The sequence below is a fragment of the Candidatus Cloacimonas sp. genome, from assembly GCA_035403355.1.
In the GTDB taxonomy this organism is placed as follows: domain Bacteria; phylum Cloacimonadota; class Cloacimonadia; order Cloacimonadales; family Cloacimonadaceae; genus Cloacimonas.
This window is the reverse complement of the sequence record DAONFA010000031.1, coordinates 1-14,580: the sequence shown is the minus strand read 5'-3', so window position 1 is coordinate 14,580 and position 14,580 is coordinate 1. Positions and strand designations below refer to the sequence as shown.

Sequence of the window (14,580 nt, the reverse complement as noted above, 5' to 3'; positions counted from 1 at the left end):
AATTTTATCGGTAAGAAAATCAAGCGTAAGAGGTGGGTTGACCAGGAGGTCAACCGTCCGGAAGAACGACATCTTGTCGTTCAGAAGTGTCTCCCGGCTACGATGTTGGATAATCGGAACTTGTTTGCAGCATTGTTTTTTTAAAGGGTAAAAAAACGGAGCTTTGGTAAGCTCCGTCAATAAATTGTAACAGAAACTGCTCTTACTATGAAAGTAAGTAAAAGCACTTCAAGTTTTTAGTATAGTAATAAAAGCTTAACTTACCACCTGAGATGAGCAAATGCTTTATTTGCCTCTGCCATTTTGTGAGTATCTTCCCGTTTTTTAATGGAAGCACCTTCTTTTTTATAAGCGGCAATTAGCTCGGCAGCAAGTTTTTCGGTCATAGTTTTTTCGCTTCTGGCTCTCGCATAGGAAATTAACCAACGGAAAGCTAATGCTCTGCCATTTCGTTCGTTAACCTCAAGCGGGATTTGATAGCTGGAACCGCCAACGCGTCGGGAAACAACTTTTACTAAGGGACGCACATTTTCCAAAGCGATTTTAAAGACCTCCAAGGGATCTGCTTTGGTTTTCTCAGCAATGATATCAAAAGCACCGTAAACAATCTTTTCTGCAATGCTTTTTTTGCCTTTTTTCATCAGGCAGTTCATAAACTTGGTAACAGTGATATCATTATATTTGGGATCGGGAAGAACTTCCCGGACAACAGCTTTGCGCTTTCTGGGCATAACTTACATCCTCCCTTTTACTTTCCCGTTTTGGCTTTAGGCCGTTTGGTTCCATATTTGGAACGGGATCTTTCGCGTTTTTCTACTCCTGCTGAATCAAGAGCTCCACGCACAATATGATAACGCACACCGGGAAGGTCTTTAACTCGTCCTCCGCGGACTAAAACGATAGAGTGTTCTTGCAAATTATGCCCTTCTCCGGGAATATAAGCGGTAATTTCAAATCCGTTAACTAAACGGACACGAGCAACTTTTCTGAGAGCTGAATTAGGTTTTTTGGGCGTAGTAGTGTAAACACGAGTACAAACTCCGCGCCTTTGCGGACATTCCATTAGCGCCCTGTTTTTTCTTTTCTTTTCAACATCAGCTCTGCCCTTGCGGACTAATTGGTTAATTGTTGGCACTGATTTTCTCCTTTTCCGTATTTTTATTGTTTCTGACTATTTTTAAAAATCAAGGTAATCTCCGCCTTCTTCTTGTTCGGAACGATGAGCGAATTCGTTAATAATTTGGGCTACGGATTTACCTTCATTCACTGCTTGCTTAATCATATTATTATATAGTTTGGTTCCTGTTCCAACAGGGATTCTGTGACCGATAATGATGCTTTCCTTCAAGCCCTCAAGATGGTCAATGCGTCCTTCAATAGCTGCCTTAGTAAGCACCTTTGTGGTTTCCTGGAAAGAAGCCGCAGAAAGCCAGCTTTCTGTTAGCAGAGCCGTCTTTGTGATTCCTAAAAGCAGTTGTTCAAATTGAGCAGGTGTTTTACCGAATTCAATTGCCTCACGGTTTTCTTTTTCCACCAGAACTTTATCTACAATATCACCTTGCAGAAAACTGGTGCTGCCGCTATCGGTAATACGCACTTTTTTGAACATTTGACGGATGATGACGCTAACATGTTTATCGTCTATTTTCACCCCTTGTTTCCGATAGATTTCCTGAATTTCATTAAGGATGAGGATTTGGGCTTCTATCACTCCTTTAACCAGCATATCATGAGGGTCTAAGGGACCGTCTGATAAAGCATCTCCGCTTTCCACATAGTCACCTTGGTGCACGATAATTCTTTTTCCGGAAGGAATAATATACTTTCTGCCGGCTAAAGGTTGATGCATAGAAACGCTGTCACCCATTTCTACGATGCTTTCCTGTTCCGGGGGAACGGCGAATATTTTGCCGCATAAAGGAGTTCCTTTTTTAACCGATTCTCCTTCTGTAACCAAAATTTCCATACTCTTGGGTACAGTATATTGAACCGGTTTTTGCCCCCGTTTAGCTACTTGGATAATTGTCTTCTTGCTTTCCTGGGTAATAGTTACTTTTCCGTCGTTTTCGCTGTAAACGGTTTTATCGGAAAGCAAAGCTATATACTGATTTTTATCTTCATCATAATATACTGAGACCTTGCTGTCAAAGGGAGCAAAAAGACCATTAGCAGGTGTAACAAAAATATCACGACCGGTCTTTTTCAAACCGCCAATAGTTACAATTCCATCTATATCTGATATTTTAGCTTTATCTTTGGGAACTCTTGCCTCAAAAAGTTCCTGCACTCTGGGCAAACCACCTGTGATATCTCTTTGCTTAATGGTCATTCTGGAGGTCTGACCTAAAATATCACCGGTATGAACAAAACTGCCATCTTCCACGCGCACGATAAGCCCTGTAGGCAAAGGAATCAAACGCACCGTGCCATCTTCTCCAACAATTCTGAATTGGGGCTGTTTTCTACGGTCTTTGGATTCAATGATGGTTAGCTCTCTTGCCATAGTAATATCATTATATTCCTCTTTGAAGGTGATGTCCTTAATAAAGTTTTCATAGTGTAGAACACCTCTTGCAGTAGAAATAAGAGGATTATTGAACGGATCCCAGGACAGGAGTTTAGTATCTATGGCAACTTTTTGTCCATCGCGCACATGGACAGTTGCGGCATATTCCACTTTAAATTCTTCCAGCACATTATCCGGGTCATTTTCTTCCAGAATTAGAATCTTGCCTAAATGGCTTACGGAAATAAGCTGATTTTCAGGATTGGTAACAGTGTTCATCCTGTCAAACTTCACAATTCCGTCATGGGTAGCTACCACTTCTGCCAATTCAGTGGTAGTGGAAGCTGCGCCACCGATGTGGAAAGTTCTAAGGGTTAATTGTGTTCCCGGCTCTCCAATGCTCTGAGCAGCAATTATCCCAACCGGGTCTCCAATCAGAGCAGGTTTCTGAGTAGCCAAATTTCTGCCGTAGCACTTGGCGCAAATTCCTTTTTCGGCTTCGCAGGTTAGAATACTGCGGACATGAACAGAAATTAAACCGTGATTTTGAATCGTCCGAGCCATTTTATTACTTATTTCTTCACCCGCGGCAACTAAAACTCTACCGGTTATAGGACTAACAATATCGTCCACAGCTGTTCTGCCCTGGATGCGTTCTGCCAGGGTCTGCACAATTTCGTTGCCTTCTTTCAAAGCGGTCATATTCACCCCTCTGGTAGTTCCACAATCATCACCTGTAATGATGGCATTTTGTGCTACATCTACCAAGCGTCGGGTTAAATAACCTGCATCGGCTGTTTTTAATGCAGTATCAGCCAAACCTTTTCTTGCTCCGTGAGTGGAAACAAAGTATTCCAGAACGGTTAGTCCTTCTTTAAAATTACTTTTAATAGGGGTTTCAATAACATCTCCACCACCAGCAGAACCGATTTTAGTCGGTTTATCCATCAAACCGCGCATTCCACCCAATTGTTTAATTTGGTCTTTACTACCGCGAGCCCCAGATTTATACATCATATAAATAGAATTTAAGCCCTTACCGGTTTTGGAGAGTTCTTCCATCATTTCGTCAGTTACGCGCACGGTTGTTTTTTTCCATTGGTCAACCACTCTGCCGAAACGCTCATTTTCAGTAATTCCGCCTTTCTGGTGCAGGTCATTTATCTTCTTCACTTCCTCTTCTGCTTTGTTAATAATTTCCGTTTTGCGTTCAGGAACAACAATATCACCAAAACTGAAAGTAACTCCAGCCCTTGTGGCATAGCGGAAACCCAGTTCTTTGATCTGATCCAGAATTTGAGCTGTTCGCCATTGGCCAACGGCATCATAACAAAGCATAGCCAGGTCGTTAAGCTTGCCTTTATCATAAACGATATTCTGAAATCCCACTTCCGGAGGCATAATCTGATTGAATATAATTCTTCCGACAGTGGTGATAATATATTCTGATTCCAGCTTTACCCTAATCCAGGTATGCAGGTCTAAAGCTCTTTGATAAACAGCATCACCTTTAGCGCTGCAAAACTGTTCTTCGTGTTCGTAGGCGGCAATAACTTCATCAGGACCATAGAAATGGCGAAGTTTTTCTATCTCTTTGGGAGGAGGTGTTTCTTCCATTGTTAAATAATAACAGCCCAAAACAATATCCTGATTAGCCGCCATCGCCAATCTTCCATTAGCCGGCAACAACAAATTGCGTGTAGAAAGCATCAGGACTCTGGCTTCAATTTGAGATTCCAGAGAAAGGGGTATATAAACACCCATTTGGTCTCCGTCAAAATCAGCATTGAAAGGAACGCAGACCATAGGATGTAACTGGATGGCTTTATTATCCGTTAAAATAGGCATAAATGCCTGAATTCCCAAGCGGTGAAGAGTAGGAGCCCGGTTTAGCAAAACGGGATAATCCTTAATTACTTCTTCCAGAATAGACCAAATTTCGGGTTGTTTTTTCTCTATCAGTTTTTTGGCATTTTTAACTTTATCCACTTCTCCCATTTTTTGCAGTTTTTCAATCAGGTAGGGTTTGAAAAGTTCCACTGCCATTTCTTTGGGAAGACCACACTGATAAAGCTTTAGCTCCGGTCCTACAGTAATTACGCTGCGTCCGGAATAATCCACTCGCTTACCTAACAGGTTTTGACGAAAACGGCCTTGCTTACCTTTCAACTGGTCTGTAAGCGACTTTAAGGGCCTATTACCTCTGCCTCTAACGGGACGAGCTTTTCTGCTATTATCAATTAAAGCATCTACTGCTTCTTGCAGCATTCTTTTTTCATTGCGAAGAATAACTTCCGGGGCACGGATTTCCAGTAATGCTTTCAGACGGTTGTTTCGGGTAATAACTCTTCGGTATAAATCATTAAAATCAGCAGTGGCAAAGCGTCCACCTTCCAAAGGAACCAAAGGTCTTAATGTTGGAGGAAGCACAGGCAATGCTTCTAAAATCATATCTTCGGGACGATTGCCGCTTTTTATGAAGGCATCCACTATTTTCAGTTTATTGATTAACTTCTGCTTACGCAAAGCCGATTCTTCAAATTTAAGCCGGGTTCTGAGGTCCAGCGCTTCATTTTTCAGGTTTATGCGTTTCAGCAATTCCCGAACTGCTTCACCCCCCATTAAAGCCAGAAAGTTATCTCCCACTTTATCCTTAATTTCATAATACTCATCCACTTCCAGCAGTTCCATCTTTTCAAAGGGACTGTCTCCCGGGTCAATAACAATGAAGGATTCGTAATAAAGAACTCTTTCCAGGTCTTTAACCGTCATATCCAATAGGGTGCCAATTTTGCTGGGGGCACTTTTCACAAACCAGATATGGGCAATGGGAACTGCCAAATCTATATGTCCCATGCGGGTTCTACGCACCCTGGAACTTGTTACGAGAACACCGCAGCGATCACAAACAGTGCCCTGAAACCTTTTCTTTTTATATTTTCCGCAGGCGCATTCATAATCTCGTTCGGGACCAAATATTCTCTCACAAAACAAACCGTCCTTCTCAGGTTTGAGAGTCCGGTAGTTCAAGGTATCGGGTTTAGTAACTTCTCCGTGTGACCATTCATGCCTGATTACATCAGGGGAGGCAATCTTGATACGCACTGCATCATATTCATTGGGCTTAATTTCGCGTTTATTTTCTTTTAACATTTTCCCTCCTTCTATGCGTTCTCTTCTTCTTTGATAAATTCAATATCAAAGCCCAGCGATTTCAGTTCGCTGATGAGAACATTAAAGGATTCAGGCACTCCGGCAGGAGGTGGATTTTCACCGCGGGTAATAGCTTTGAAGGCATTATTTCTGCCATCCACATCGTCACTTTTAATAGTTAACATTTCTTCCAGAACATGGGCTGCACCATAAGCTTCCAAAGCCCAAACCTCCATTTCTCCAAGGCGCTGACCTCCATGTTGAGCTTTTCCGCCTAAGGGTTGTTGGGTAATTAGGGAATAGGGTCCCGTGGAACGAGCGTGCATTTTATCAGCTACAAGATGATTCAGTTTCATCATATAAATAATTCCCACCGTTACTCTTTCCTTGAAGGGCTCTCCGGATTTACCATCATACAGAATTGTTTTACCATCTTCCGGAAGACCTGCTTTTTTCAATTCGGAACGGATATCGTCTATGCTGGCACCGTCAAAAATCGGGGTTTCCACTTCAAAGCCCAGGGTTTTAACAGCCCAACCTAAATGGGTTTCCATAATTTGCCCGATGTTCATTCGGGAAGGAACTCCCAAAGGATTCAGCACTATATCTACGGGTGTGCCATCTTCCATAAAAGGCATATCTTCTATGGGGGCAATGATAGAAATGACACCTTTATTACCATGGCGTCCTGCCATTTTATCGCCAACTTCTATCTTGCGCTTTTTGGCTACATACACTTTAACCATTTTCCGCACGCCATATTGAAGTTCGTCTCCATGTTTAATGCGTTCGCGGGATTTTTTATAGATATTATCGCTTTGTTCAAGGGACTGCTTTATTTTTAAGACGATCTGGGAATAGATATAGTCGTTCACTTCTCTATCTTCAACCAGTTCCACATCCAGATCAAGCTTTTTGAAGTTTATGCGTTTTATATCCTGTTTCGTAATCTTTTTTCCGGGAACGATATAGGGAACATTGCTTTTTTCATCCCAGATGTTTTTGGCTATTTGCCCTACCAGGACAGAAGCCAGCTTTTCTTCTTTAAATTCTTCAATTTTACTACGGCGTAAAGCTAATTCGTCTTTCAGTTTCTCTACCTTGTCTTCATTTTCTTCTTCCAAATCGCTGCCTTCTTCCAAACGAGAAAAAACCTTTACATCTATTACCACACCTTCCATACCGGGTTTGGCTTTTAAAGAGCTGTTGGTAAAATCTCCGGCCCGGTCTCCAAATAAAGCTCGCATCAGGTTTTCTTCCGGAGAGGGGTCAATTTCCACACTTTTGGGAGTAACCTTACCCACAATTATATCTCCAGCATGAATTACACTTCCCACTCTAATAATACCTGTTTTATCCAAATTTCTTAATGCCTGTGCTGGAACATTGGGTATATCGTAAGCCAGTTCTTCTCTTCCGTTTTTCACATTCCGCACCAAAACTTCCAATTCTTCAATATAGATGGAAGTGAGCGTATCCTCGCGTGCTACTTTTTCACTTAAAATAACGGCATCTTCATAATTATATCCATACCAGGGCATAAAGGCAACAAGTAAATTGGTACCAAGCGCTAAACGGTTATCCTCCACACAAGCACCATCCGAAATGGGCTGACCTTTTTTCACGGTATTTCCAACGCTCACAATGGGCCGTTGATTGGTACAGGTATCCTGATTAGTTCTCACAAATTTCTTCAGATGAATACGGTTACCCGTAGAAAGGTAATATGCTTCATCTTTTTCGTTTATCGGTTTCAAATCTATATAGGCAGAAGTAACTTGAGTAACAATTCCATCATAAGGGGCAACTGCTATGGAAGAAGTATCCATAGAAACTATTTTTTCCATACCCGTTCCAACTACAGGTGCCTGAGGGTTGATTAATGGAACTGCCTGGCGTTGCATATTAGAACCCATCAAGGCACGGTTGGCATCATCATGTTCCAGAAACGGAATCATAGCTGCTGAAACAGAAACCATCTGTTGAGGAGCTACATCCATATATTGCACGCTGTTAGGGCTAACCTGCACAAAGTCACCCCGGTCTCTGGCAAAAATTATCTCATCTGTTATTCTACGATTATCGTCTAAATGCACATCGCTTTGAGCGATAATATATTTCTCTTCCTGAGAGGCATCCAAATATTCATATTCATCTGTAACGCAACCATTTTTTACTTTCCGGTAGGGAGTTTCTATAAAGCCCAAATGGTTAATGCGGGAATAAATTGCAGGAGAAACAATTAAACCGATATTAGGTCCTTCAGGTGTTTCAATGGGGCAAACTCTTCCATAGTGTGAAGAATGCACATCTCGGACTTCAAAACCGGCTCTTTCGCGAGCCAAACCACCAGGTCCTAATGCAGATAATGCACGCTTATGTCTTAAAGCAGCCAGGGGATTTGTCTGTTCCATAAATTGAGAGAGCTGACCGGTTAAGAAAAACGACTGCACTACAGAAATTAGGGCATTGCTATTCACCAAATCGTGAACGGTAATTTCGTCAATATTGGAAATAGCCATCCGTTCCTGAATTATTCTGGAAACCATAGCCATTCCTATTGTATATTGTTCTTGCAGCAATTCTCCCACAGTCCGAACTCTGCGGTTTGCCAAATTATCTATATCATCTACTTCATCTTCATCGTGATAGATATTAATCAGAGTTATAAAAATATGAACAAAATCCTCAACGGTAAGGGTCTTCACTGTGGGGTCAACATCAATTCCTAAGCGGGTATTGATTTTGTAACGACCTACTTCTCCCAAATTGTAGCGTTTTTCATTAAAAAACATTCTATCTACAAGTTGCTTGGCTGCCTCCAGAGGAGCATCTTCGCCGGGGCGAATTAAGCTGTATATTTTTTTCAGAGCTTCTTCTTGATTGGTAGTAGGGTCTTTTGCCAAAGTGTTCTCCAGCACTTTTCTGGCAATCTCATAATCGTATTCAATCACTTCCACTTTATCAATTTGCTTTTCCGTAAGAATTTTAATTAGTGTATCCGTCACCTGTTCATTAGCTAATGCTATCGGTGCAGGATTATCCGGTTCATAGATATCAGCATATAAATGCCTGCCTTTGGCTTCTTTCAAATTCAATATTTCAGATTTATAGAAGGTCTTTCTTAAGTCCTCATTAGTGGAAATTCCGATTGCCCGGAAAAGAGTTGTAACGGGAAGTTTACGCCTTTTATCTATATGTACAAACATAACATCGTGAATATCTATATCAAAATCCAGCCATGAACCACTGTAAGGAATCACTTTTGCAGAATAGAGCGTTTTTCCGCTGGGGTGCTTTTCTTCCGAAAAAAATACCCCCGGGGAACGCTGTAACTGTGATATAATTACTCTTTCGGCACCATTTATTACAAAGGTGCCCTGTTCGGTGATCAAAGGAATTTCACCTAAGAATACTTCCTGTTCCAAAGTATCTTTATGCTCGCGTATATCTTCATTAGTTTCAAAAATACTCAACCGCATTTTTGCTTTTAATGGTGCCTGGTAGGTCAGGTTTCTCTCGCGGCATTCTTCCAGGGAATATTTCTCTTGCAACACACTGTATTCAATGAATTCCAGCAGGAAGTTACCTTTCGTATCCTCTAAGGGAAAAGTGTTTTCAAATACTGCCTGCAGCCCTTTTTTCTCTCTGCGTTGAGGGTGAATGTCCTTCTGTAAAAAATCATTGAAGGAATCTACCTGCATAGCCAGAAGATTAGGTATTTCTACTTCAGGAATACCTAATTCTGCAAATCTTCCGGATATTCGGGAATAACTTTTGATCTTTCTCAAAAGCTCTCTCCTTTTTGGTTTTTAAAAACCAAGATATTGGCTCTTAATTGTTTGTTCTTCTTTCTTCTCACGCTGTTTTTCGGCGTTGTCCCAATCAGGAAATTGGAGTTATCTTGCTTGTTATCCAAGCCATATTTTGAAGATGGTTTAGTTGCGAATACAGTCCAAAAAAAGTCCCTGCGGACTTTTTTTGGACCTTTATTCCGATAATGGTTTGGTTATTTAACTTCGACAGTTGCACCGGCTTCTTCAAGTTTTTTCTGAATGGAAGTGGCTTCTTCCTTGCTAACTTTCTCCGAAACCATCTTGGGAGCTCCATCTACGAGGTCTTTTGCCTCTTTCAACCCAAGCTTAGTGATTTCGCGCACAACTTTAATCACATTGATTTTCTTTTCTCCGGCACTGGTTAAAATCACATCAAATTCTGTCTGTTCTTCTTTTTCTCCACCTTCTGCGCCGGAACCTTGAGTTGCGGCAACGGCAACTACTGGTGCAGCAGCGGAAACGCCAAATATTTCTTCCATTTCTTTCACTAATTCAGAGAGCTCAAGAACTGTCATCTCTTTAATCAGATCAATTACTTGTTGCTTTTTATCGGACATTGTTCCTCCATCGGATATATGAATAATTTTTCTTAGCTGGCTTCAGCTTGTTTTTTGGCTATGGCATCAACAGCATACACAAATTTGCGAATGATACCTTGGTTGATACTTACAAAGTTGCTTAGCGGTGCATTCATACCGAAAAGCACTTTAGCAAGCAATTCTTCGCGGGATGGCAGTTTTGCCAAAGCAGTCAGTTCCGCAGCGCTGAAAAGATGTCCTGCTATATAACCTGCTTTGAACGAAGGATAACTCTTATCTTCCATCACCTCTTTCAAAAATTTGATTATCTCGCGGGCAGGAGATACCTCATCCAGCTTACTTACTGCCACAGCGGTTGGTCCCTGAAGATAGGGATCAAGTTCAGTAATACCCAAACTGTTAAGAGCAATTTTGATCAGGGTATTCTTCTGGACAAAGTAATCCGCTTGACTTTCTCTGAAACGGTTGCGCAATTGATTCACCTGTACAATATTTATTCCCTTGTAATCTACCAATACAATCGCTTTTGCGCTACTTAACCTTTCAGTCAAGTCCTTCACTATGTCATACTTAACACTTTGCACCATTGTTAATACTCCCTTAGCTTCTTGCTTCCGAGGTTGCGCTTGCGACCTGGATTTTGATTCCGGGGCTCATTGTGGTGCAGAGGGTTATGCTTTTAATATAGACCCCTTTCAAAGTGGATGGTCTATCTCGTAACACAGAGGTAAGAACAGCTTTAATATTTTCTTTCAGCTTATCTTCCTCAAAACCCAATTTCCCCACAGGGATATGCAAGTTCGCAAATTTATCTACGCGGTAGGTTATTTTACCGCCTTTTGCTTCCTGCACTGCTTTCGCTACATCCATTGTAACTGTTCCTACTTTGGGGTTGGGCATTAACCCTCTGGGACCAAGAACTCGTCCCAGTTTTCCAATTCTACCCATTAAATTGGGAGTGGCAATCACTACATCAAAATCAAACCATCCGGCTGTGATTTTTTCAATGAGATCATCCACACCAACATAATCGGCTCCTGCTCTTTTGGCTTCTTCTGCCTTGTCACCTTCGGCAAAGACCAGAACCCGCATCTCTTTTCCTGTCCCGTTAGGTAGGACTAAAGAATTACGAATTTGCTGATCTGCTTTACGAGGATCAACACCCAGATTGAAATGCAGCTCAACGGTTTCATTAAACTTGGAAGCAGGTAAGCTCTTCAGCAGTTTAACGGCTTCGTTCAGATCAAATCTTTTCTGACGGTCAAACATCGTGTAGGCAACATTATACCTTTTACTATGTTTCATTGACTCTCCTTATGAATACTATCTCCTGCAATAGAAGTATCAGTTCTCAATTGTAACACCCATACTTCTTGCAGTTCCAGCGATCATACTCATAGCAGATTCAAGGGAATGACAGTTCATATCTTTAATTTTTAATTGGGCTATATTTTTCAGCTGCTCGTTAGTAATTTTACCTACCTTAACTTTATTGGGAGTAGCACTCCCGGTAGCTAATCCGGCTTCTTTTTTAATCAGCACTGCAGCTGGAGGGGTTTTTATTTCAAATGTAAACGATTTATTTTTGGCAACATAAATTACAACAGGAAATACCATCCCTGCCTCATCAGCTGTCTTTTCATTGAACTGACGGCAAAATTCCGGAATATTTACTCCCGCCTGACCTAAAGCAGGCCCCACGGGTGGAGCCGGAGTAGCTTTTCCAGCAGGAAGTTGCAGTTTAATAATCGCTACGGCATCTTTGGGTTTAGCCATTTTTTTCTACCTCTATTTATATCTTCATTTATTTTTTGATTAGTTCAACCTGGTTGGCATTCAATTCCACCGGAGTTTTCCGTCCGAACACAGTCACTTCAATAATCAATTTTGTTCCGTTTTCCGTGGTTTTCTGCACAATACCTTCAAAATCGGTAAAAGGACCTGAACTTACTTTCACCATATCCCCCGGCATAAAAGAATAGACCTTTATATCGCGGTTGGGATCGGTAATTCCTAAAAGGCGATCCACTTCTTCCTGAGATAAGGGTATGGGTTCTTTATGTTCTTTATTTATTCCCAAAAAACTTGTTACTCCCGCAATTTGAAGGATATAGGTCTTTAGTTCCGGAGTTAAATCTGCTTCCATAATCACATAAGAAGTAAAAAGTTTCTTATCGCGTTCAATCTTTTTTCCTTCTCTAATCACAAATGTTTTTCGCACCGGAACCAGTAAACGGCCTACCTGTTTTTCCATAGGAGTGCCGATCAAACCTTTTTCTATTGCGGTCTTAACCTTATTTTCGTGACCAGAATAGGTATGAATTACATACCACTTCATCTGCCTGCACCCATTCCTTAAAATATCAGTTCTATAATCTTGGTAAAACCAAAATCAACAAGGGATAAAAAAATGGCTACTATGGCTGACATTATAATAACTACCAGTGTCCCTTCTTTAAGGTCTGATTTATTAGGCCAGCTTACGCATTTCATTTCTGAACGCACATCTCTGAAGAAATGGCTTATCTTTTCAAATTTCATATTATTACTTCCCTTCGTTTGCGGAAAGAAAATTTGTCCCCGAAGTTAATAACCCCAAAAATGTTGTGGCAGGACAGGCAGGAATCGAACCCGCAACCCCCGGTTTTGGAGACCGGTGCTCTACCAGTTGAACTACTGTCCTGTGCAACATTATATCAGGAATTCTCTTAACGCTGTTTATGAACAGTATGCTTCCGGCAGGTGGGGCAATATTTTTTCAGCTCCATCCTGTTCGGATGCTTTCTTTTATTACGGGTTGTAGTATAATTTCGGTTCTTGCATTCTTCGCAAGCAAGGATTATTATATCTCTCATTATTCTGTATCCGGTTTTTTATACCATTACTTGTGAGACCACACCGCTACCGATGGTATGACCACCTTCCCGGATAGCAAAACGCAATCCTTGTTCCATGGCGATGGGAGTGATTAGTTCTGCCTGAATTTCTACATTGTCTCCTGGCATAACCATTTTAACACCTTCGGGAAGGGTTAAACTACCGGTAACATCAGTAGTACGGAAATAAAATTGAGGACGGTAACCGGTTTGGAAGGGTTTTTTCCTTCCACCTTCTTCTTCGGTTAAAATATAGGTTTGACCAATAAATTTAGTGTGTGGAGTAATGGATTTGGGCTTTGCTAAAACCATTCCCCGTACTACATCTTTTTTACCGAAACCGCGTAACAGCACACCGATATTATCGCCAGCTTGGGCTTCATCAAGAAGTTTACGGAACATTTCCACACCCGTGCAGGTTGTTTCTACTGTTTCTCTAATACCCACGCGTTCAACTTTATCGCCAACTTTGATAACGCCTCTTTCTACACGGCCTGTAGCCACAGTTCCCCTACCCGGAATGCTGAAAACATCTTCCACGGGCATCAGGAAGGGCTTATCCACAGGACGTTCCGGTAGTGGAATATAACTATCAACGGCATCCAGAAGAGCTTGAATTTGTTGTTCGGCTTCAGGATCTCCATTTAGGGCTTTAAGAGCTGAACCGCGAATTACAGGAATTTCGGAACCGGGAAATTCATACTTTTCAAGCAATTCCCGCACTTCCATTTCTACCAAATCCAGCAATTCAGGATCGTCAACTAAATCACATTTGTTCATAAAGACCACTATTGCCGGAACACCAACCTGACGAGCAAGCAAAATATGCTCACGGGTTTGAGGCATTGGTCCGTCATCTGCACTCACCACTAAAATAGCTCCATCCATTTGAGCTGCACCGGTTATCATATTTTTAATGTAGTCAGCATGACCGGGACAGTCAATATGAGCATAATGTCTTTTTTCTGTTTCATATTCAACATGAGCTGTGGCAATAGTTATTCCGCGGGCTTTTTCTTCCGGGGCATTATCAATACTGTCAAAAGAACGGAATTTTGCACCGCCTTTTTTACTCAGATACAAAGTCATCGCTGCAGTTAGCGTTGTTTTTCCATGGTCAATATGACCAATTGTTCCCACATTCAGATGTGGCTTAGTTCGAACATATTTCTCTTTTGCCATTGTTCCTCCTGGACTTGATTTTCTTATAACAAGCCCGTCTCGTATTCTTTCTTAATCTAAAAATATATACCATCAGGCATATATATTCCTCTTAATTTAATAGATGATGATATTAAAAACATCAATCTATTTTTCAAAGTGGAGCTCAAGACCGGACTTGAACCGGTGACCTCCTCCTTACCAAGGAGGTGCTCTACCTGCTGAGCTACTTGAGCTTACACTTAAAAATTTTGGAGCGGGAAACGGGGTTCGAACCCGCGACCCTCAGCTTGGAAGGCTGATGCTCTAGCCAACTGAGCTACTCCCGCTTTTCTTTTATTACTCCAAAATTTACTGGTGGAGAGGGGAGGATTCGAACCTCCGAAGTCATCCGACAGCAGATTTACAGTCTGATCCCTTTGACCACTCGGGAACCTCTCCACGCCTATAATTTCTGGAGCCGATGAAGGGAATTGAACCCCCAACCTATTGATTACAAATCAATTGCT

At 41.5% G+C, this 14,580-nt stretch carries 12 protein-coding genes and 4 tRNA genes; all 16 read right to left on the bottom strand.

Annotated elements, in window-relative coordinates:
- Nucleotides 1-260: 260 nt before the first annotated feature.
- The 16 genes from rpsG to PLE33_07620 all read right to left on the bottom strand — a co-directional run bounded on the left by rpsG (nt 261) and on the right by PLE33_07620 (nt 14,512).
- A complete protein-coding gene (rpsG, locus tag PLE33_07695; protein ID HPS61127.1) occupies nt 261-731 on the bottom strand; it encodes a 30S ribosomal protein S7 in 471 nt (156 codons plus the stop codon).
- 17 nt (nt 732-748) lie between these two features.
- Nucleotides 749-1,135, bottom strand: coding sequence for a 30S ribosomal protein S12 (rpsL, locus tag PLE33_07690; GenBank protein ID HPS61126.1), 387 nt, complete (start codon nt 1,133-1,135; stop codon nt 749-751).
- Nucleotides 1,136-1,177: 42 nt separating this feature from the next.
- A complete protein-coding gene (rpoC, locus tag PLE33_07685; GenBank protein ID HPS61125.1) occupies nt 1,178-5,659 on the bottom strand; it encodes a DNA-directed RNA polymerase subunit beta' in 4,482 nt (1,493 codons plus the stop codon).
- Nucleotides 5,660-5,670: 11 nt separating this feature from the next.
- Nucleotides 5,671-9,450, bottom strand: a complete 3,780-nt coding sequence (gene rpoB, locus PLE33_07680) for a DNA-directed RNA polymerase subunit beta (protein HPS61124.1) — start codon at nt 9,448-9,450, stop codon at nt 5,671-5,673.
- A 218-nt stretch (nt 9,451-9,668) separates the two neighbouring features.
- Nucleotides 9,669-10,052, bottom strand: coding sequence for a 50S ribosomal protein L7/L12 (rplL, locus tag PLE33_07675; GenBank protein HPS61123.1), 384 nt, complete (start codon nt 10,050-10,052; stop codon nt 9,669-9,671).
- Nucleotides 10,053-10,084: 32 nt separating this feature from the next.
- A complete protein-coding gene (rplJ, locus tag PLE33_07670) occupies nt 10,085-10,621 on the bottom strand; it encodes a 50S ribosomal protein L10 (GenBank protein ID HPS61122.1) in 537 nt (178 codons plus the stop codon).
- Between the two features lie 13 nt (nt 10,622-10,634).
- Nucleotides 10,635-11,339 carry a 50S ribosomal protein L1 gene (rplA, locus tag PLE33_07665; GenBank protein HPS61121.1) on the bottom strand — a complete coding sequence of 235 codons (705 nt, stop codon included), beginning with the start codon at nt 11,337-11,339 and terminating at the stop codon, nt 10,635-10,637.
- 39 nt (nt 11,340-11,378) lie between these two features.
- On the bottom strand, nt 11,379-11,810 hold the full coding sequence (rplK, locus tag PLE33_07660; protein HPS61120.1) for a 50S ribosomal protein L11: 432 nt from the start codon (nt 11,808-11,810) through the stop codon (nt 11,379-11,381).
- A 28-nt stretch (nt 11,811-11,838) separates the two neighbouring features.
- The gene (gene nusG, locus PLE33_07655; protein HPS61119.1) at nt 11,839-12,372 is read right to left on the bottom strand and encodes a transcription termination/antitermination protein NusG; all 534 of its coding nucleotides are present in this window, start codon (nt 12,370-12,372) and stop codon (nt 11,839-11,841) included.
- Nucleotides 12,373-12,389: 17 nt separating this feature from the next.
- Entirely contained in the window at nt 12,390-12,575 is a 186-nt protein-coding gene (gene secE / locus PLE33_07650; protein HPS61118.1) for a preprotein translocase subunit SecE, read from the bottom strand.
- 66 nt (nt 12,576-12,641) lie between these two features.
- A tRNA-Trp gene (locus tag PLE33_07645) sits at nt 12,642-12,717 on the bottom strand.
- Nucleotides 12,718-12,742: 25 nt separating this feature from the next.
- Nucleotides 12,743-12,889 carry a 50S ribosomal protein L33 gene (gene rpmG, locus PLE33_07640; GenBank protein HPS61117.1) on the bottom strand — a complete coding sequence of 49 codons (147 nt, stop codon included), beginning with the start codon at nt 12,887-12,889 and terminating at the stop codon, nt 12,743-12,745.
- Nucleotides 12,890-12,907: 18 nt separating this feature from the next.
- Entirely contained in the window at nt 12,908-14,092 is a 1,185-nt protein-coding gene (gene tuf, locus PLE33_07635; GenBank protein ID HPS61116.1) for an elongation factor Tu, read from the bottom strand.
- 139 nt (nt 14,093-14,231) lie between these two features.
- A tRNA-Thr gene (locus PLE33_07630) sits at nt 14,232-14,307 on the bottom strand.
- Nucleotides 14,308-14,323: 16 nt separating this feature from the next.
- Nucleotides 14,324-14,400, bottom strand: a tRNA-Gly gene (locus tag PLE33_07625).
- A 26-nt stretch (nt 14,401-14,426) separates the two neighbouring features.
- Nucleotides 14,427-14,512 (bottom strand) — tRNA-Tyr (locus PLE33_07620).
- Nucleotides 14,513-14,580: the final 68 nt, after the last annotated feature.